Genomic DNA, 21,214 nt, shown 5'->3' with positions numbered 1-21,214 from the left:
CCGGATTCTAGGCGTCCGCTCCACCCCGTCCAGCCCCTCCTTCGTCGGGGCCTGCGGTGCAGGAAATGTCCCTCCGGCGCTCCTGCGTCGCTGATTTCCTCCGGGAATTTCCTCCACCTTGCCCTGCGGGTGGACAGGGCTCCGTCGGCCGCCGAGCAAGCAAGCTTGCCAGCAACCAAAAACAACGGGGGGAGAGGGGAAGCTGGCCGGTCACCTGAGCCGCCCCACCCACCAAATCCTCTGCAAAAGGAGCAACACCATGAACACCACACCGACCCTTGAAATGCTCGACCCGGCCACCCTGACCGTGGACATCAACGTCCGCAAAGACGCCGCCCTGACCGCCGACTTCATCGCCAGCATTGCCGAACACGGCGTGATGGAACCCGTGATCGCCCACCGCAAGGACGACGGCACCGTGCACGTGCTGATGGGCCAACGCCGCACCCGCGCCGCCGTCGAAGCCGGACGCACCAGCATCCCGGTGATGATCATCGAGTCCCCCGAGGAAGCCGAACGCATCGTGACCCAGGTCGTGGAGAACATCCAGCGCGCCGAACTGACCGAAGCGGACGAAGCCGACGCCTACCACCAGCTGTCCCTGATCGGCGTCTCGGCCGCCGCGATCGCCAGGAAGACCGGACGCACCAAGACCACCGTGGAAGGGGCACTGAAAGCCAAATCCTCCGACGCCGGAGCCGCCGCCCTGGGCAAGGGATACACCATCGACGAAGCCCTCATCATGGCCGAGTTTGAAGGGAACCAGGACGCGACCGAGGAACTGGAGTCCGTCATCGCGGACGAACCCGATCAGCTCCTACACGTCGCGCAGCTTCTGCGGGACCGCCGCGACAGCGCCGCCGCCCTCGCCACGCTCATCGCGGAACTGGAAGCCCAAGGCAAGACCGTCGTGGAGGACGCCGGACACTACTCCGACGAAGAGAACCTGTACGTCTCGGCCGCCAAGCGGGCAGACGGGGCACCGGCCACCGACGAAGACGCCAACGCCTGCCTGATCAGCACCGACTACCGGGGCCAGCACAACGCCAACCCCGTCATCACCGGCTGGAAGGACCTGGGATTCACCCCGAAGTACGAACGCTACGACGGCGGCACCCCGGCCCAGAAAGGCCCGATGACCGAGGAACAGAAAGCCGAGCGGAAGACCCTGATAGCCAATAACCGCGAGATGGAATCCGCTACGAAGGTGAGGCGGGAATTCGTGAAGACCCTGCTGTCGCGGAAGACCGCGCCGAAGGGCTGGCAGTACTTCACCGTCCACGCCATCACCCACGACCCCGAAACCGCCAGCGGCTACGACGGCAAAGTCGCCACCGAGATGATCGGGGCCAAGACCGCGGAGGACACCGACCGGTGGGGCTGGAACCCGCTGCGGGACCACACCGCCAAAACCACCGCCCGGCCCGAGTTCTCCCTCATCGCCCTGATCTGCGCAGGGTATGAAAAGACCATCCAGAAAGACTCATGGCGGTCCGCCGAGAAGCGGCACTTCCACTACCTGCACCAGCTCACCACCTGGGGCTACACGGCAAGCGCCGTGGAGCAGATCATCCTCGACAAGCACACCGCAGACACCGAGTAACCGGACCCTGAGCCAGGCGGCTGTACCCCAGAGGCAGCCGCCCGGCCACCCACCCCGCAAGGGCCAGGAACCTCCCAGATGTCGGGCGGTCCGCCGCCCAGGGCGAACCACAGCAGCGACTCACCAGCGACGGACCGCCATCAACCGCGACAAAGCGGCTGGCGGACCACCGCCCGCGGGACCAGGAACAACGAGGTACCAGCGCGCGGCAGCAGCACAACCAGTTCAGCTAAGCTGAACCACAGATTTCCTTTGCAGAGGGAAAGCACAGGAGGGGCAGGCACATCAGTGCCGACCCCTCCTCTTTAACTCAAGGGTCAAGGAAACGTGCTACTCCGCGCTGAACAACAACGTCTCGCGCATCCAGCGGCGGACTAACGTCTCTGGTGCGTTTGCCGATCTGGTGCCTTTTAATCACGGACCGTCACGGACGTACTCGGCGGTGCCAGATATGGACGTGGTGCTGACTAGCTGGCAATTGCGGCGTCGGGCTTCCATGTGTGACGGGTTATGCCTTCGTCCTCGTCGGTCGCGCGTTCGCCGAGCTCGATGGTTATGAGCTCGTCGCCATCAAAGGCGGGGCTGAGTTCAAGGGTTAGGTAGTCGAATAGTTCCCGTTCGTGGACGGCGATAATGACTTGTCGGTGGTGTTGCTTCGCCAGGATGCGGATGAGTCCAGCGAACTGTGCAACATGCACTTCGTCCATGGCTTGAACGGGGTCGTCGAACACTAAGCAGGGCACAACGGGTTGCACGGCGAGATGGAGTGCGAGGAATAGCGACAACGCTGCGGTGTTGAGGTTGCCAGCCGACAGCATCATTTGGGGTGGGCCGCCGGCTGCGCCGGTGCGGTGAGTCGTCTCCAACTTGATGTCGAGCGCAGTTTTCGTGGCTGTCGGGACGCCGAATCTCGGAATAAACCCCTCGCTCGGGGCGAGCCTGGTAAACACGCTCTTCCACACTTCGTTAAGGGATTCGGTGAAGACGCGTTGGACGATAGTGGTGCGAGCACGCGTAGCGGCGTCGTGTACTTCCTTCGCGACTGCTTGTCGGCGCTTCGCTTCAGATACCCGGCCTTCCCATTGGTTCTTCTGGTAGACGAGTTCGGCGACACTCTGAACCACGACTGCCTCGCGTTCCAGCGCGGTGGCGAGTCGGTCCGATTCGTCGGCCGCTGCCCGGTAGTGGTCGGCCTCTTCCCTAATACGGTCGACTTCGGATTCGGCCTGGGCAAGGAGGTGACGCCATGGGGTTTGGAGCGATTCGGCCGTAGGAGGCAGATCGACGTGGAGAAGTGCTGCGTATCGGGTGAGTTCACCCCTGATGTGACGGTCCTCCGACGAAGCGGTTTCGAGGTTATCGAGGTCTTGTTGAAACTCGCGCACCCGTCGGGTGAGGTCTGCGCCACGAGATATGGCTAGTTCGACGTCATCAGCCTGCGCGGCAAGTTCGACGAGTCTCGCGTGGTGGTGTTCGAGGGCCTCCTGTTCGTCGGCAGTCAGAACGCGGTCGAGTAGTTGGGTGTATTCAATTTCGGTACGGGCGACACGTGCCGCTACATGGTCACGCTCGGTTCGCAGATCTACGAGTTGCTGCCCATGTGTCGTCAGCTCAGCGAGCTTCGCATCGATGTGGGCAGGGAGGCTGTGGGCGCCGGTTTCGGTATAGTTACGGTCGCAGACCGGGCATGCGTTGCTGTCGTCGATGATCGTGCGGAGTGCAGTGAGGCCCTCCACGAGAGCACTTGAATGTTCGTGAGCGTCCGCGAGACGGGCTTCAAGGCCGTCCAAGTGACTTCGGTGGGTGTCCAATTGCGCGCGGACTGAGTCGACCTTGGCGCGAACCTTCGAGGCGTTATCCAAGTCGTCAAGGACGAGGTTTGCGGCCCGCTCGAGAGCAAATCGCGGTTCGCTCGGCAGCCTGACGCCAGCGGTCTGCGCAGCTGCCTCCCAGACGCGGACGGTGACACCTTCGGTGGCGTCCCAAATCTGCTGCTCGGCGATTATGGCCGCCAAGGCCGTACGTATCTCCTGGATTCGTTGGGTCGACGGACGCTCTGACAGCGCCGAGATGCGACCGCCCAGCGCGACGAGTTCCTGGTGGAGTGCCGCCGCGTTGGTTGACACAACACGACTGTGGTCGTCACTGAGTGTCGACCGGACGAACCCCAAAATGTCGGAGTCCGTCATGTCGTCGGCCACGTCAGGGTATAGCGCCTCGACAGCTTCACGCGTCGCAGCCCGCGCCTGAGCGAGCTCTGACCGTGTTTTCGCGAGGAGGTCGCTCTGATCCTTGAGATGAGCCGCCGCCGTTTTCGCTTTGGTTGTGGCATCCTCGACACCTACCGCGAGTTTTTTGAGAAGCCGAAGGTCGTTTGCTTCGCTGAGCCCAGAACGAAGGGCATCCAACTTCTCAAGGCCGAGCAGTTCACTGACGAACTTCGCTAGGGCTGACTCTTCGTTACCCACCCGGGCCTGGTAGAACTCAAGGAGTCGTCCCAGGGATGCTTGGTCCAGATAGCAGCGTTCGGCGTAGAACTGTGCGGCTTTGTCGGTGAGCGCTGGGGCGCCTTCGATGCGGGCTCCGCCGACGGTCAATGGGACACCGGGCGTTTCCGCCTGCAGGTACTCGGCGACGTCGGCTCGAACTGTCGCGTACGCCTGCCCGAGGAACGGTAGGTGCGATATATAGCGGTCATCCTGCCGTTCCATGCTTCGCACGCCGCCGGTCAGGGCAAGCTCCAAGGCGGACAGAACGCTCGTTTTCCCTGTACCGTTCGGGCCGTGGATGAGGACGACGGGTGCGTCGAACGGCAGCACCCGGGTGCCCTTTATGCGGCGGAAGTCGGACACCGTCAGCGTTCGAATTGGCACGTCATTCATCGTCGTCCTCCACGTCATCAGCCCAACCCGCACCTTCGTTAACGTACCGACGCAATGCTTCCCGGACCGCGTCAGGCCCATCAAATGCGGCCTTTACGAGCGCGATGTGGGCAGTCGTCGCGTTGACGGGGCCGAGCGCAGCCATCACTTCGTTAACGGGGTCGCTGCCATGCACCAATTCAGCTGCCGGCAGTTTGAGGGGAAGCAGGACAGCGACTGCCTCCTCGATTTCGGCAACATCGGGTGTGACGGAGCCGATAGGTAGAACACGGGCATAGCGTTCCAATTCAATCCGGTCAGAGGCGGCGATTTCGCCCATGAGTACCAAACTCATGGGTCGGCGCGACGCCGCGAGGTCAAGAGAACGGGCCAGGCCGGCAATGAGGCGCTGGAGACGCAGACGGGGAAATTGGTCGGTCGCGACGAGAACCAAGTCATGCGAAGGGTGCCTTCCGCGAGCTGTGGCGTCAAAGTCAAATTCTGTGCCGGCGACGGTCAACGGCTTCGGGAGCCGTTCGAAACCAGAGGCCTCAAGGACAGACAGAACATCCTGGACACTCTTCATCAGAATCCTCCCGCCAGTTTGAACGCCTCAAACAGATCATCAGCAGAAGCCGTATCGGCAACGTTCGACGCCACACTAAACCGCCCAGCCCGCGTCTTGCCGTCGCGACCGAAACGCGGCCGCGGCGACCGAGTCGATGCCGTGGGTTCCTCATTGGCGATGACGACGAAGGCACTTCCGTTGCTGTCGTCGAATGCCTCGTCCAACTCAAGTTCCGTCAACGTTGCAGCGTCTTTTACGAAGAACACAGGCGCGTCGCGCTGGTCTGTCACGAGACGAAGTACCCCGTTCGAGGGTGATGTGCTGTCACCCGGGGCGGCCGCCCAATGCCCCGACGCGTGACCGCGACCGACCAAAGCAAGCGCTACACCCAGCAAGCCGAACTCCTTCGCTGGGAAGTCCGGGTTGAGAATTGCCTGATTGACGGGTCTGTCCGACAAGGGCTCGTAGCGAGGTCCGTCCGCTGACGGCACGCGGCCGGTGCGAAACACCGTCAACACCAGGTGTGTCATGTCGATGAGACGGGCGAGGAACTCCCGTTGGAATTGAGAAATCTCCGAGGGCTGGAGTTCCTCTGACTTGCAGGGGTTGGCATTGCTGGCGGCGTAGTCGCGCAGATCAACGAGGTTCGCGGTCAGGCGCTGGATCTCTCCCTCAGCCCACGCTGGCTGCAGTACCTTTTCCAGAAGAAACGCCAGCTTTTGGGTTGGCGACGACAGGACCAACGCGAGCAGCGTGGGCTTTCCGAATGAGCCGAGGATGGCTGATTCAGCGATCGCGGAGGCACTCTTGTCGTAGTCCTCGCCGTAGGTAATTTTCAGAAGGTGCGCGTGATGTGGGAGCAGGCTCTCTTCGCTTAGCACGATCGCCGGTGCGGTCGTCGGGGACCATGGGCGAGTCAAGTCTTCGACAGCCGTGCCAAACATGTGGTGCAGGTTGGCATCTTGAGCTGACAGACCCAACATGAGTGTCGGACGCTCCGAGTAGAGCGACTCCAATCGCTTCCGCATCGGTCGATGCTGCTTTTCGGTTGCCCATATGGATATCTGTGAATGACGCGCAATGAGTAAGGGTCGGTAACTGGCGTCACCGTGAGCTCGGACAGCGCAGCCGTGGAATTTGACGAACTCAACATGCCGTTTGGGGAGTTGAAAGTCCTCAGGTTTGATGATGACACGAGTAACTGCGTCGAATGCGGGCATGAGTTCACTCAATGCCTTCTCTACGAGCCCGTCCCAGTTCGCGGTCACTGCTGAGTCGACGAGCCCTTCAAGCATCAGAAGCGCGATGCAGTAGTGCTCAACATCGGGTTCAATATCGGGCGACCCATAGGTCTGCGGGACGTCAAGGACCTCCCACACGAGGTAATCCTTCGCCTCCCCTTCAACCTCGACGTCCAGAACCTCGGCATAGCGATTGGCGAGAACTCCAGTAATTCGCTCGCGGAGCGCCCACTCTGCGAACGGAATGGTGCTGTCTATGGTCGCTCGCTCTTTCGCTGTCAGGCTTGCCAACTCAAGCACGGTATCGAACGCAGGGCGATACGCGCACGACTCGTCGTCTGGGTTGATGCTGACACGCAAGGATTCAATGACACGCTCCAGGAGCGAGTAAACGTTTGGCACCCTGTCGCGGGAAATGCCTGAACCAAGCCACAAGACGTACTGGCCATCTTCAAACGCTGCGGCGAACTGCGACAACGTCGTGTCGAACCGCGCGAGGACGGCAGGCACAGTCCTCAGTGGTTCAGCTGTCATCATGGGTCCCCCTCTAGAGCCGTCAGTTCCCGCGGACCGGCGGGCAGTCAGCACGTCAGCGGTTCTCGGGTCATCCTCCCACGTTGTAGCGAAAGGCAGTCATCGCGAAATACCTTCTGTCATGAACCGATGCTGCCAAGTGGTGCCGTCAGCCGGTCCTCCACCGATGGCAGCAGGGCAACATGCAGCACTCTTACAGACGCCCAGCTTCCGGGCCCGCCGATTCCCGTAAACCCGCCCGCAACACTTCCCGGTAAAGGTGCCCTATTCACAGGTCAAAACGACCCATTGTGAGGATCGAAAGCACCACCGTCGGACGACAACGATGGCTGCGCATCACATACGGCGTCGGGAGCGGCGTGGAAGATCATATGATCAGAGACACCGGTTCAAGCCGGATCCGCATGCTTCTCTTCTCCGGGGGTTTTCTCTTTGGCAACAACGTTCGATGTACTGCTCGATTCCTACCGTGCCCTCGCGGACTCGGAGCGGATGAAGGGGAACTACTTCGAGCAGCTCGTCGGCCGGTACTTGGAGAAGGACGGCGTTCAGGCTCCGCAGTACCGGAACGTGTGGTTGTGGAGGGACTGGCCGGCCCGTGACGGCAAGAAGGACAACGGCATTGACCTCGTGGCCGAGCGCCAGGATGGCGGTCTCACAGCGATCCAGTGCAAGTTCTATGCCGAGGGTCACCGGATCCAGAAATCGGATATTGATTCGTTCATTTCCGCGTCGGGGAAGCTGGCTTTCTCTCACCGGCTGATCGTGGACACCACGGGCCGGGACTGGTCTCCGAACGCGGAGGAGATGCTGGACGGTCAGCACCTGCCGATTCAGCGCATCGGGCTCTCTGACTTCCGGAACTCCAACATCGACTGGGCAACGTACGAACTGACCGATCCTGCCAGGGCCCCCAGGCTGCATGAGAAGAAGCAGCTGCGGACCCATCAGCACGAAGCGGTCAACGCCGCCATGACGGGCTTTGAAACCAACAACCGCGGCAAGCTCATCATGGCGTGCGGCACAGGCAAAACCTTCACCGCACTAAAGGTTGCCGAGCGTTTTGCAGAGCAGGAGACCCACATCAGGGTGCTCTTCCTTGTGCCCTCGCTGGCGCTGATGTCCCAGTCGCTGAAGGAATGGTCGGACGAGACGATGCAGACGATGCACGCCTACGCCGTCTGCTCCGACAACAAGGTGGGCCGGCAAAAGAATTCCGACTTCACTGATGTGGCCATCCATGACCTGCAGATCCCGGCCACGACGGACGGGGCCACCCTGTTGGAGGCCATGGGGACCCGTGAGCTGGATGAAGGAATGACGGTGGTGTTTTCAACGTACCAGTCCATTGATGCGGTCTCCCAGGCACAGAAAGCCGGGCTGCCGGACTTCGACCTGATCATTTGCGACGAGGCGCACCGCACGACCGGCGCCACCCTGGCCGGCACTGAGGAATCCCACTTCGTAAAGGTCCACCGTAACGATGTCATCGCCGGCGCCAAGCGCCTGTATATGACCGCCACCCCCCGCCTGTTCAACGACGACACCAAGAACAAGGCACTCGAACGCGACGCGATCCTGTGTTCGATGGACGACGAGACCATGTACGGGCCGGTGTTCTACCGGATCGGCTTCGGCGAAGCCGTCACGAAAAAACTGCTGACCGACTACAAGGTCCTTGTCCTGGGTGTGGACGAAACCCAGGTCGTCTCCAGCTTCCAGGACCAACTGGCCGATTCGGACATGGAACTGCAGATCGACGACGTCGCCAAGCTCATCGGCTGCTGGAACGGCCTCGCCAAGCGCCGCTCCGGCACCCACGAGGTGTCCTTCGGGAACGACCTCGCCCCGATGCGACGGGCGGTGGCGTTCAACCGCGACATCAAATCCTCCAAGCTCGTCGAGTCAGAGTTCCCGGATCTGGTCCGGGTTCACCTGACCAACCTGGACAACGATGACCCCACCGATGACCTGAAGGTCGAGGTCAAGCACGTGGACGGCGGCTTCAACGCCATCACCCGTGCCGAACGCCTCGACTGGCTCAAGGAAGACGTCGACGGCCCCGAGGACCGGCCCGTCTGCCGGATCCTCACCAACGCCCGCTGCCTCACAGAGGGCGTGGACGTCCCGTCCCTGGACGCCGTCCTCTTTTTGAATCCACGGAACTCGATGGTCGACGTCATCCAGGCCGTCGGCCGGGTCATGCGCATCGCCAAGGGAAAACAATTCGGATACATCATCCTGCCCATCGCTATCCCGGAAGGCATGTCCACCTCCGAAGCGCTCCGGGACAACACCCGCTACAAGGTCGTCTGGCAGGTCCTGCAGGCACTGCGCGCCCATGATGAGCGCATGGACGCCGCCATCAACCAGATCGAACTCAACGCCAAAGCACCCGAATCCATCCTGGTCGACACCGTGGACCTGTCACCGAAGAAGAAAGCCCCAACGAACGTGGGCGGAAACGCCGGCGGGGGAGACCACACAGGTGGCGGCAATGGCGATGACGGCGATCAGGCCGATCCGGGTTATGTCCAGCCGCAGCTCCAGTTCCCGGCCGCGGAGTGGAAGGACTCCGTGTACGCGAAAATCGTGGACAAGTGCGGGAACCGCATGTACTGGGAGGACTGGTCCAAGGACATCGCGGACATCGCGAACAAGCACATTGCCCTGATCAACAACCTCCTCGCCGGGGCGAACCCGGAACACCGCAAAGCCTTTGACGACTTCATCCAGGGCCTGCAGGAGAACCTGAACCCGGAAATCGACCAGGCCCAGGCCGTCGAGATGCTCGCCCAGCACTTGGTGACCAAGCCCGTCTTCGACGCGATGTTCGCCGACTCAAACTTCACAGAACACAACCCCGTTTCGCTGGCCATGCAGAACATCCTGAACCAGCTGGATGAGAACTCCGCATTCGAAAAGGAACGTGCCGGGCTGGAGAAGTTCTACGACTCGGTCCGGGCCCGCGTGAAGTCCATCGATAACGCCGGCGCCAAACAGAAAATCATCCTGGAGCTGTACGACAACTTTTTCCGCAATGCCTTTCCCCGTGTCGCGGACCGGCTCGGCATCGTCTTCACCCCGGTTCCGGTGGTGGACTACATCCTGCGGTCCGCGGATGCAGCCCTGCGCCTGGAGTTCGGCAAGTCCCTATCGGATGAGGGAGTATCCATCCTCGAACCCTTCGTCGGCACCGGCACCTTCGTGACCCGTTTGCTGCAGTCCGGGCTGATCAAGCCTGAGGACCTGCACCGCAAGTACACACAGGAGCTCTACGCCAACGAGATAGTCCTGCTCAGCTACTACATCGCCGCCATCAACATCGAAACAGTCTTCGCCGAGGAATCCACCAAGCACGGCCTCGACTACGGCTATGTCCCATTCGACGGCATAGCCCTGACCGACACCTTCCAGCTTAACGAATCCGACGGCGCCTTCGACTCCGTCGTTTTCCCGGAAAACTCCGAGCGGGTGCAGCGGCAGAAGAACCAGGACATCCGCGTCATCGTCATGAACCCGCCCTACTCAACCGGACAGACCAGCGCGAACGACAATAACCAGAACCAGAAATATCCTCTGTTGGACGCATCGATCGCGGACAGCTACGCGAAGCTGTCCACGGCGACGAACAAGAACAGCCTCTACGATTCCTACATACGCGGCATCCGCTGGGCGGCCAACCGCATCAAGCACGACGGAGTCATCGCCTTCGTATCGAACGGTTACTTCATCGACGGCAACACTGCGGACGGCATCCGCAAGACCTTCGCGAACGAGTTCAGCCGGATCTTTGTCTATAACCTCCGGGGAAACGCACGCACGTCAGGCGAGCAGCGTCGCAAAGAGTCGGGGAATGTCTTCGGCGAAGGCGCCCGTACACAGATAGCCGTCTGCATCCTGATCAAGAACTCAGCGAGGTCCGGTCCCGCCGACATACAGTATCGGGACATTGGCGACTACCTCACCCGAGACCAGAAGCTCGACATCCTCGCAATCGAACAGTCCCTCGAAGGGACGGAATGGGAATCCCTCACCCCAAACCATCATGGGGACTGGATCAACCATCGCGACGAAGAGTATGACAATTATCAGCCCCTCGGAGACAAGGCAACCAAAGGCAAGCCGGGCACGCCCGCCATCTTCGAGAACTATTCTTCAGGCCTGAAGACGAACCGCGACTCCTGGTGTTATAACTTCTCCCGTGATGCCGTGGGCTCCAATATGCGCCGCATGATCGACTTCTACAATTCGCAGGTTGGCGAAGAAAACCTTGACATGAATCCGACCAAGATCGCGTGGGGCGGCGGGCTGCAAGACCATCACAGGCGCAATTCGCATATCGAGTTTTCGGAATCTGCAATGGTTACGTCCATGTACCGCCCATTCACTCGCCAAGTTGTCTATTTCGATTCGAAACTTAACGAACGCCAATATCAGCTGCCGAAGCTGTTCCCCACGGAGGCTCATCAGAACCTTGTCATTCTGGTCAACGCGGACAAGCGTAGGGCGTCGGATGTGCTCCTGACTGATCATCTGCCAGATCTACACGCAATCGGCGACACTCAGTGCTTCAGCCTGTACACCTACGAGCCCGCGCCCGAGGGTGAGCTCGCCCTGGACATAGGGACCAACGTCGCCCTCGATGGGTACGTCCGCCGGGACAACATTACAGATGCCACGCTAAGCGCCTACCGCGGTTTTTACGAAGACCCTGAGATCGGCAAGGAGGACATCTTCTACTGCGTGTACGGTGTGCTCCACAGCCCCGCGTATAAGGAGCAGTACAAAGCCGACTTGATGAAGATGTTGCCACGCATCCCCAAGGTCAAAGACTTCAAGGGATTCAGCAAAGCAGGCCGCGAGCTGGCCGATCTGCATCTGAACTACGAGACTGTTCAGCCGTACGCGTTGGAGGAGATCGTGGTCGGGGACGTGATTTCGACGGGCTCGGTCACCGATGAAGCCTACGACTTCTACCACGTGAACAAGATGTCCTTCGGCGCCCGCAGGGACCGCTCAAGCATCATCTACAACCAGCGGATCATACTGAGCGGGATTCCTGAGGACGCCTACGACTACCAGGTCAATGGCAAGTCTGCACTCGAATGGATCCTCGAACGCTACCAGGTGACCACCCACAAGGATTCACAGATTACCAACGATCCCAATGACTACTGCCGCGAGGTCGGCAACCCCCGCTACATCCTGGACCTCATCAAACGCATCGTCACAGTGTCGGTGGAGTCGATGAAGATTGTGGACCAGCTTCCTGTTCTGGACATCGCCGAATGAACGACGGGTCTGAATGATTGATCCCGACCCCTCCAGAGCTCCCTGCGCTCCTGGGCCGAATCGTCATGCTCGCGGCACTCCTCGAAACTAGAGTCGAGGCTGTGGTTTCTTCCGTTGACAACCGGGCGCAGGAAGTCCATGCCGGTGCGGCCGTTGGGGCGAACCTGACGCTCGCCACTGACCGACTTAGGCTGTACGACTCGACCGACGCTGAACGACAGTTCGCAGCTCAAGGGATCGTATTGATGGGGGAGGTTCGCGCCGCGCTGTTCCGGCGAAATGACCTGGCACACAGAGTCTGGTCGACCGCTGGTTTGACCGGATGAGGAGGATGGAAACCCTTGTCGAAAGGCCAGCGGCCATCCCTCTCTGTATTTGTCGGGTGGGATGATGCCAGCCCGGAAAACCTTATTGGGCTGATAGCCACCCTGATTGACCTGATCGAGCGGGTCAGTTCGTTCGTCGGGGGCAGCTGGCGGGTTCCGCGCCGGCTGAGCTGATTTTCTTTGTGGGCAAGTACGCCCGGGTAAATGACCTAAAAAGCGACAGTTTATGGCCGGAATAGGAGGGCAAGCCGATCAGCCGTTGACCAACCAAGCGGTTCCTTGCCGACGGAAAAGGGGCCGAGTAGCCCACTTACAGCGATATCCCGACATCAGCCTCTTAACGCACTTTTCTAGCTCCCAGTGCCACCGCCACCCCTTCGGCGCAGCAATCACAGACAATGGAACCGAAATCAGCACTTCAAAGCGCAGCAGGTAAGGATCAAAACATCTCATGACACACATGGATGAACTCCGGGCCTGGGCTAGAGGCTCCTATACGACCGAAGTGTACCCGGACAGTCGGGTCGGTGCGGCATGAATGGGAACATGCCCCAGGTCATCTGGGAGAGCCTTGTCGTCGAGACCCAGTTCGCCACAGAGCTGACACTGACCGGGCTCCGGAGGTTGTGCGCCGTCCCTACCGACCCAGAACTGGTCAAATGGGGCAGCCGAGACCTAAACTACGCACTTCACGTCGGGATGTACTCCTATTCGTCGGGCCTGGAGCGCCTGTGCAAGCTGGCTATCGCCTGCAACGTGTACGCGACCACTGGAGAGTTCCCCAGGCTCCGCGACTACTCGCACAGGATTGGAGCACTGATTGACGCCGTTGAAGCGTTATCCCCGCCCACGACGGCCCCTGACCCTTCGGAGCGTGAAACGGAGTACCTCGTCCGACCGTTGGATGACCTCGACCCCGAGCTCGTGGGCACGGTCGAGCGGTTCGCTAGCGGAGCTGGACGGTACGAGCACCTAGATGCGCTGTGGAAAGACGACGCCGAGATCAATACCTACAACGAGTGGTCTGCCCTTGCTGGGAGGGCTTCGGTCTCCAAGGAAGTGCGCCGGCTAATTTCACTCAAGGATGCTATGGCGCACGCGATCGGATCAGAACTGGCCGACGACGGGCTTGAATCGACCGCGCGGACGGTGATGGAAGACCTGGAGCTTCCGATGTACGAGCCATCGGTCGGCGTGGTGCTGAGCCTGTTTCGGAAGGTCCGGTGGGTGTCGACAATCCTTAATGTGGCCACCTACTACACGGATCCGGATCTCCCGATCCTCGGCGAGGTCGTCTCTCCAACCTTCATCCACACATCTGCGGACTTCTTCAACTATCACATCGCCAGAATCTCCGACGATGCCGTTGTCGAGGAGGAGCTGGGAGAGGTGTTTGAACGGATTAACGCACGCGAAGCGGAATCTGATGAAGAAGACCTCGACGGAAACAGGATCGAGGATTGACGGAATAGTCCGAAACGACCGTTATCGAATTTCGCGTGTTACGAAACTTCCTGGGGATGAGTTTTGACTTGCATTGGTCGAAAAGGGAACGGGACTACGCGGACTCACCAGTCCCCGTGGAGGCGACCCCAGTCCAGAGCATCGCCGAGGGCCGGACGTTGAAACCGGGGTGGGCCTGGCGCAGGTGGTCCATGTCGGAGTCCCAGTTCCAAGGACCTTGTCCCAGACGGATACCTTCTTCGGTCAGGGCGTCGGATTGGGCAACAGCCTTATCAATCTGCTTCGGAGGGAACAGGTCGCCCAGGGCCTCGCTGAGGCCGATCGGTCCCAGCCCATATTCCGCGATGTTCCCGGAGAACCTCCGACTAAAGTAGTGCAGGGCGAACACCGCGTTGAGCACATCCAGCTCCCGAGCCTCGGCAACATGCTTGGCACGACGGGCCGGAACGCCTACTTTGGCCGTCTCGATGCGCGCCAGGGCATCTTCAAGCTCGGCCTCGTAGCGCTAACAGACCTATCTTGTACCGCGGGGCTGACGTGGAGTAACAGCCTTCATCTTCGAGGGGGTGAACCCGAGCTGGGAATTGGTCATCCGGCTTAGAAGCTTGTGGTGTAAGCCACCTGATGAGTCCTGCCCGCTGGCGCGTGTGTCGGCGGGACGAGGGCTTGGGTGGATCCTGGGCAACTGGGGAATCTTGTTTAGCTGCGACGCAGCATGCGCGACCACGACGGAGACATCACCGAGCACGAATGATGTGAGGAATTGGCCGCGTTTCTGGTCTTCCGCCGAAAAATGGCTGACTGCAAACGTATACCCAGGGTCAGTGATGGTTCCCATTTCTGCAAAAATTTCGAAGCCCTTAGGAATCGTGTTGTTGCGGAGTTCGCGCATCCATGGCTGCCGGATGGACACATCTGAGGCGGCAGCAAGGGTAAGTGCCGTCTTGATGGCCCACTTAGAGAAAAGTGCTCTTGTCCCGGGATGTAGCAGGGTGCCTGCGCGGTACGAACTGGCAATAGGATTCTCGAATTCCTGCCCAAAGTAGGAATTGCAGCCACCGCAGAAGATGTCTGCGGTCACCGGCATGACGCCTAGGTCGCGTGAGATCCAGTCCGGCGTGCAGTGCTCGCGAGTCAGTTTTGGAGCGCCACAACCAAGGCACGGGCCATGATAAGTGACGTCTGGGATATCGGCCGTCAGGGGTGTCGCAGCGTAGGTCCGGTAGTGGTGATCCGCGACTTCTCTGGCATCTGGGAACAAACTTACGTTGCCGAGGTGAGCGAAAGTCCAACTTGTCGAGTGGTTGATGAGGCCGGAAAGAGCCTTAGAGGCGATGTTGCCGTTCTTCACCGCCAGTCGGGATGGCTTGCCGCCGATTGTGAGTGACGTAACCCATGGGTCGCCAGAGGGCGACATAATTTGGATACCAAGAGTCTCGCCATTCTCTAGGAACCAGCGCAGCCGATCCTCAATCTGAAAAGTCCAGCCGCCAAAAAGTCCGAGAGATCGTCCACCGATGCTCTGAATCCGGAGGCCCCCTTCGTCCATTAGGAACGTTGCCTTCGACGAGGGACTGAGCGTCATCGGCAGCGTTGCATCACCCAGCTTGATCGCACCGAGGGCTGCCGCTTGGAGCATAGTTGTCGCCTCGACGATGTTGTCCTCTTCGCTGGGCGTCGGGATCCAGCGAAGAACGGGAACGGCGGCTAGCACATCTCTAACGGGGGCTGTTATAGCCGAGTTGCCTGCCCCGAATTCGTCAGAACTGGAACCTTCCATTATGAAAAGGCCAGTAACAAAGTCCCCGTACTCAGGGTGGCGACTGATGGTCTGCAGTTCGATAGTGCTGGTCATACCCCCACACTATTTGTATAGCTTGCCATCTCGCGTTTTGGCTGGCTCGGGGCGAAGTGCCGTGTCGACGTCGCAGCCTCAAAATAGAGATGCGATGTCGGAACATGCCCTTACATTCCGTGCGGATTTCGCTTTGATGGGCTCGTGATACCGGTTGCGGTACAAGCGAAAGACATCCGGTTCAAAAACGACCGTTTCTGACTAGTCTTTTCGACTTGCCAATTTGAGTGCTGAAAATCGGCGGTTTGAGCCGATGTTTTTAGTCAGAACCCGTTCCCGGTATCAAAGACGGTCGGGACGCGGGAAAGAGGATTTTTGACGTGTTTTCACACATGGGACGCCCTGAGCATCATGAACGGCAGCCTCATGAACGGCAGCCTCATGAGTCGGAACGTCATTGGCTATGCACGGGTCAGCACCCGGGGTCAGTCCCTTGATGCCCAGGTCGCCGCGCAGCACCGCGGATCTGTCCGATATGGTCACCGGCCTTGAACAGCGGGGGGATAGGCTTCCGGTCTCTTGCCGAACCTTGGCTGGACACGACAAGTGGGCACGGGAAGCTGATCTTCGACATGTTCGCATTCCTGGCCGAGTACGAACGCACCAAGGCGGGGTGGCGGCCGCGAAAGCTAGAGGCCGGCTCGGCGGCCGCCCGCCTGCGATGACCCCGGCAAAACTCGAGACGGCCCGAGACCTGCGTCCTAAGGGCAAGAAACTCCAAAAGATCGCAGAGACCCTCAGCGTGAGCATGTCCAGCCTCACCAAGGCTCTTGGACCCCGAACAGGCAAGGTAGCCCCGGAACCTGAGGCCATCGCTCGGACCGTTGCCTAGGTCATTTCCAACGGGATCAATGAGACGTCGCCTTCGAAACGGGTTCTGAGACACGCAGATTACCCCAAGCGCCGGGCCTGCCATTTTTCGCCGTCGTCTGCGCAGAATGCCCGAAGTAGTCTGCACTCGGGCCACGTCGACACCCATCGCCCCGGCGATCTAGGTAAAAGTCGGCGGTGTTGGTCCCTGTTCGTAGTTGTTTGTCGCTGCCGTCGCTGGCTTCCCCTCATCTCAGAACAAGGGCGTCCGGGACGGGGGACCGGTAGCCGAGGCGGAACGCTGGCATGAACATGCTAAAATATCTGTTCAGACCGATATTTTCGGAGTAGCGTACCGCCTAGTGCCGTATCGGCGAACGCGCGGCTCGCATGTCGAACGGAAGCCCGTTTCATGTCAGAGGAGAATGAAGTGGTAAGTAAACCCTCCACGGGGCAGCCTGACTTGGTATTTGAACCTGACCCAGAGTTCGACCAGTTACTGGCAGACGTTGACAACGACCCTGCGGCCCTTCTGGTGTATGAGGAGACTTTCCAGCGGGCAAAATTTCTGGCCACCGGACCAGTGATCCGCAAGAGTAAAAAGCTGAGCCAGAAAAAATTGGCGGCCAGGATGGGAACGACTCAATCTGCCGTGTCTGATCTTGAATCAGGACGAGTCGAGCCACAACTTCGTACCCTACAGAGGTATGCCCGCGCTTTGGGGCATCGCTTCGACTTCGGGTTTGTCGCCCAAAACCTGCCGATTTCCGCTGAGAAGCCAACCATCGTGCAAGCGACAGCACTAACTCCGCTACTGACTGCTTTGGTACGACAACCGAAGAATGAGGCACAAACTCTTCAGGCACTAGCTGACTCCAGTCATCTGCGAACAGACATGATTGGCCCTCTCCTCAATCTTCTTCACGATGAAGGATGGACACGGAGTGTCGGAGAAGGTGACGAGAGGAAGTATTCCTTTGTTCCCAAGTTTGCCTGTGTCATCGGCGTATCCCTCGAGCGGAATCGGATAGTTGCTGAATTGATGACAATTGACGGCGATCACATTCGCAGCACCATCGAAACGTTGGAGGATTCAAAGCGGACTACAGTTGTACCAAAAGTTGCCGATATTGTGAGTGATCTGCTTGCCTCCACACGAAAACCCGTGTTGGGTGTGGGTGTTTGTGTTGCTGGCGTAGTCGATTCGAAAAGCGGAAACATCAAATTTGCTCCAGATCTTGAGGATGCTGAGGATAATTGGCGCGGGGTTGAGTTTAGACAGGAACTGCAAGCTGAAATCCGTAGCCGAGGTGAAACTGCAGACCTTAGAATAGCGATCGAAAATGATGCGAATGCATTAGCGGCGTATGAATATTTGAAGCGCCATGATGATTCAGTTGCTGTGGCTCTCTTCAGCGGCACTGGATTTGGTCTTGGCCTCGTCCTTGAAGGGAGGCTGATACATGGAGCTAATTCCGCCGCGGGAGAATCCGGACATGTTCTCGTAGATCCTGCAGGCCCAAAGTGTCGGGCAGGATTTGACCATCAGGGGTGCCTAGAGACAATGACCAGTGTTCAGGGCATGCTAACTGCTCTAGGAATTCCTGCAGAAACATCGGAGCAGCGTTTGCATGGGCTTGCCGTAGCGAATAGAAGGATAGAAAACGGAGACTTGGAGGCCGCCAAGATATTTGCTGAGGCTGGAAAGACCTACGGGTGTTTTCTCGCTTCTACTGTAAATTTGCTAGATCCCCAACGCATGGTTACTTATGCTTCCCCCTATCTGGCCGAAGAGAATAAGTATGCGTGTGGACGCGAGTTTATGAATGGGGTTCGGGCCGCGGAGCGAGAGGCGTCTTCGAGCAGGTTGGCCGTCGCCAGTGAGCCACGTGGTGAATGGCACTCGTTGACTAAAACCGTAAGGGCACGGGCAGCAGGGGCAGCTGGGCTGTGGGTCTTTATCAAAGACGCGGCAGACTGGGTCCCCGATCTTCTTGCGGCGGATGCTGTGTCGGCCGGTTACACCTTGGTCTAGCCATGCTCCCTCATCGCCCAAGGAGACCGTTACTCACGAAGACCAGAAGCCCCTGGCGGTGGGTTGGTTCCATCATCCTTGGTGCCGCAGTATTTATTTTGATAGTTGTCCTAGTGCAGTTCGCAGCTGTCAAAATTGTAGAAGGAGACACCTCCGACCACGCGAAGTCTGTCAACGATGCGCGCACTTCCATCATCCAGTTGCTCGGCGGTGCCGGGTTAGTCGGAGGTCTCATTTATACAGTCAGATCATTCGGACTCGCACGATCAACCCAGCGGGCGGAAAGATTTACGAAAGCTGTCGGTCAGATGGGCGACCAGGAAAGCGAATCGGTACGGGCTGGCGGGGTACACAGTCTGAGGCTTCTTGCCCTAGAAGACGCGGGATACTGGCCGATCGTTGAACAGACTCTTTGTAGCCTAATCCGTGAGAGGGCCGCTGATGACGGACGGATCGGCGCCGAGGTACAAGCAGCGCTCACGACAATCGGCGAACGCCCGGATAAATTACGGGTGAGCCGGCGGCCACTTGATTTGCGCGGTGTTTATTTACCTAAAGCCAATTTAGTTGGGGCAAATCTACAAAATGCTTGGTTTGATCATGCTACTCTAATCGGCGCTGATTTTACGGACGCCCGCTTGACGTACAGCGTTTTCGCTCACGGCAACCTGGAAAATGCAATATTTTCCAACGCCGACTGTACTTCGGTGGATTTTTCCGATTCAGTGCTAAGGAAAGCTGTGTTCTACAAAGCTACGAAGGATTCAGCAGATTTTTCCGGATCTGATAGGACGGGCGCAACTGGATTTGACGGCCTAAGTTGACCCGCTCAATAGACGCCTCTCCCAACCAGAACGTCTGTTCCTCTCTGTTGCGGTGACAGCGTTCAATATGTCTGATTATCGAGGCGTGCTCGAGCTAAGTTCCACGCAGCTTGGGGGAGCGTCGGTATCGGGGCGGATGGGTTTGTTTCAGGTGAAGTTGAAGAGTGCAACACGGCGACGTGAAGGATCAGGAACTTTCGGCCCTCAGTCACAAAGATGATGTACATAATTGTGCCCTGATAATTAAATAGTGGAAGAGCGCGTAAGCCAAGTTTTGCAGAAAGCTCTTCCTGATGTCGGCCATAAACCTCCATGTATCGGAGGTTGCCCTTCATCTGTCCGTGAACTTCTTCTGGGGGAGCAGATGCAGATCTAAGGAATTCATTTCGTTCTGCTTTGGCGCTTTTCGCCCACCACCAAGAATACGAATTCAATGTGGTTCCCCCTTCTTAAGAGGCGAGCAGAGCCCGGAGGCTGATGCAGGGCCGACTAGGGAGAGGATACATCATGCGTATGCTATGCGATCGTTTGCGAAGAGTGAAGAGGGGCATGTCCGAAACGTGTACCGGTTTCAGAGGCGTCAGCGTATCGTCATTGACCAGGGCCCTTCGTTGAGTTCATCGTACTGATGGTCATCGCACCAAGGCTTGCAGGTCGGTGCTGCGGTCACGAGGTTCCCCCTAGTGATGTGTTCTTTAACGCTTCAGACTACTGGGCGAAGGCGATTTCGTTCCCAGTAAGGAAGCCCTGCGACCAGTTCACAAAACCTCTGGCGCATCTTCTTGTCACATTCCCTGCGTTTAGTGTCAGGTTGTGCCCTACGAGGGCTGTAGGGCACCAAACCCACCCACTTCGACGCCCTCCGAGATGAACGCCGAGGTCAGGTTGGGGTATACCCTATCCGGACGTCAGGATGGCACGGGATAGCACATGTCAGGCTAGGGTCGCTTTTCTGGTTTCTTGACACGCGGGGTCGCGGGTCTTAGGGTTCAACCTGACACTCTTCGTAAGGAAGGCATTATGGCCGGGCAGCGCATCGGGTACATCAGGGTCAGCAGCCTGGACCAGAACACCCAGCGCCAGCTCGAGGGGATCGAGCTGGACCGGATTTTTACGGATAAGGCCTCGGGCAAGGACATTAAACGCCCGCAGCTCGAGGAGCTGCTGCGCTTCCTCCGGGACGGGGACACCCTGGTGGTGCACAGCATGGACCGGCTGGCCCGGAACCTGGATGACCTGCGGTCCCTGGTCCAGAGGCTGACGAAGAAGGGGGTGCGGATCGAGTTCCTCAAGGAACATCTGGTCTTCACCGGGGAGGATTCCCCGATGGCGCACCTGATGCTTTCGGTCATGGGCGCCTTCGCCGAGTTCGAACGGGCCCTGATCGGTGAACGCCAGCGCGAAGGGATCACCCTGGCCAAGGCCCGCGGAGCCTACCGCGGCCGCCGGAAGGCGCTCTCGCCGGAGAAGGCAGCCGAGCTGCGCACGCGGGCCGGGGCGGGGGAGCAGAAGACCGGCCTGGCCCGGGAATTCGGCATCAGCCGCGAGACCCTTTACCAGTACCTTAAGGCAGAGGGCTGAAGGCAAGCGCGACTGGTGCCCGCGGCTTCGGACCAAAGTACGCCTGGCGCAGATGGCTTAAGGCAAACCAAAGCCTCGACGGGCTGATCCATCACGCCGATTAAGCCGAGGTAATCGTTAAGCCGAGGGTGGGGAGTTTGCCCTTGTGGTTCGGGGGTCGCGTCCCTGTTTCCCGGCTTAATGTTTCCGCCTAACTTGTCTTGTATCCATGCTCCCA

General features: G+C 59.1%; 12 protein-coding genes. 7 read left to right on the top strand and 5 right to left on the bottom strand.

Annotated features, from left to right (window positions below):
- Positions 1–259 precede the first annotated feature (259 nt).
- Complete coding sequence (locus tag J9611_RS10685) at positions 260–1,603, top strand: ParB/RepB/Spo0J family partition protein (RefSeq protein WP_211880026.1); 1,344 nt, start codon at positions 260–262, stop codon at positions 1,601–1,603.
- 467 nt (positions 1,604–2,070) lie between these two features.
- Here J9611_RS10685 and J9611_RS10680 read toward each other — a convergent pair whose 3' ends face one another.
- The 3 genes from J9611_RS10680 to J9611_RS10670 are packed head-to-tail and all read right to left on the bottom strand — an operon-like array spanning position 2,071 to position 6,810.
- Complete coding sequence (locus J9611_RS10680; RefSeq protein WP_211880025.1) at positions 2,071–4,503, bottom strand: AAA family ATPase; 2,433 nt, start codon at positions 4,501–4,503, stop codon at positions 2,071–2,073.
- Entirely contained in the window at positions 4,478–5,050 is a 573-nt protein-coding gene (locus J9611_RS10675) for a hypothetical protein (RefSeq protein ID WP_211880024.1), read from the bottom strand. Before J9611_RS10675 ends, J9611_RS10680 begins: the two co-directional genes overlap by 26 nt.
- Entirely contained in the window at positions 5,050–6,810 is a 1,761-nt protein-coding gene (locus J9611_RS10670) for an SIR2 family protein (protein WP_211880023.1), read from the bottom strand. The genes J9611_RS10675 and J9611_RS10670 overlap by 1 nt, the downstream gene beginning before the upstream one ends.
- A gap of 429 nt (positions 6,811–7,239) precedes the next feature.
- On the opposite strand from J9611_RS10670, the gene J9611_RS10665 reads away from it, so the two are divergent.
- Together J9611_RS10665 and J9611_RS10660 are read left to right on the top strand one after the other, a co-directional pair.
- Positions 7,240–12,102 (top strand): DEAD/DEAH box helicase, encoded by a 4,863-nt coding sequence (locus J9611_RS10665; RefSeq protein ID WP_246527650.1) that lies wholly within the window; start codon positions 7,240–7,242, stop codon positions 12,100–12,102.
- Positions 12,103–12,974: 872 nt separating this feature from the next.
- Complete coding sequence (locus J9611_RS10660) at positions 12,975–13,892, top strand: hypothetical protein (RefSeq protein ID WP_211880021.1); 918 nt, start codon at positions 12,975–12,977, stop codon at positions 13,890–13,892.
- A 94-nt stretch (positions 13,893–13,986) separates the two neighbouring features.
- On the opposite strand, the gene J9611_RS10655 is transcribed toward J9611_RS10660, so the two are convergent.
- Positions 13,987–14,292, bottom strand: a complete 306-nt coding sequence (locus tag J9611_RS10655; protein WP_211880019.1) for a hypothetical protein — start codon at positions 14,290–14,292, stop codon at positions 13,987–13,989.
- A gap of 114 nt (positions 14,293–14,406) precedes the next feature.
- Positions 14,407–15,747, bottom strand: coding sequence for a hypothetical protein (locus J9611_RS10650; protein WP_211880017.1), 1,341 nt, complete (start codon positions 15,745–15,747; stop codon positions 14,407–14,409).
- Between the two features lie 488 nt (positions 15,748–16,235).
- Between J9611_RS10650 and J9611_RS22740 the strand changes: the two genes are divergently transcribed.
- The 4 genes from J9611_RS22740 to J9611_RS10635 all read left to right on the top strand — a co-directional run bounded on the left by J9611_RS22740 (position 16,236) and on the right by J9611_RS10635 (position 20,997).
- The gene (locus J9611_RS22740; protein WP_372447780.1) at positions 16,236–16,412 is read left to right on the top strand and encodes a recombinase family protein; all 177 of its coding nucleotides are present in this window, start codon (positions 16,236–16,238) and stop codon (positions 16,410–16,412) included.
- Positions 16,413–16,969: 557 nt separating this feature from the next.
- Complete coding sequence (locus tag J9611_RS10645; protein WP_211880015.1) at positions 16,970–18,592, top strand: ROK family protein; 1,623 nt, start codon at positions 16,970–16,972, stop codon at positions 18,590–18,592.
- 113 nt (positions 18,593–18,705) lie between these two features.
- Positions 18,706–19,416 carry a pentapeptide repeat-containing protein gene (locus tag J9611_RS10640; protein WP_211880013.1) on the top strand — a complete coding sequence of 237 codons (711 nt, stop codon included), beginning with the start codon at positions 18,706–18,708 and terminating at the stop codon, positions 19,414–19,416.
- A gap of 1,020 nt (positions 19,417–20,436) precedes the next feature.
- Positions 20,437–20,997 carry a recombinase family protein gene (locus J9611_RS10635; RefSeq protein ID WP_211880011.1) on the top strand — a complete coding sequence of 187 codons (561 nt, stop codon included), beginning with the start codon at positions 20,437–20,439 and terminating at the stop codon, positions 20,995–20,997.
- The last annotated feature ends 217 nt before the right edge of the window (positions 20,998–21,214 follow it).

The sequence above is a fragment of the Pseudarthrobacter albicanus genome (genome assembly GCF_018224015.1).
In the GTDB taxonomy this organism is placed as follows: Bacteria; Actinomycetota; Actinomycetes; order Actinomycetales; family Micrococcaceae; genus Arthrobacter; species Arthrobacter albicanus.
Note: the sequence above shows the minus strand (reverse complement) of the source record. Positions and strands in the feature narration are given on the sequence as shown.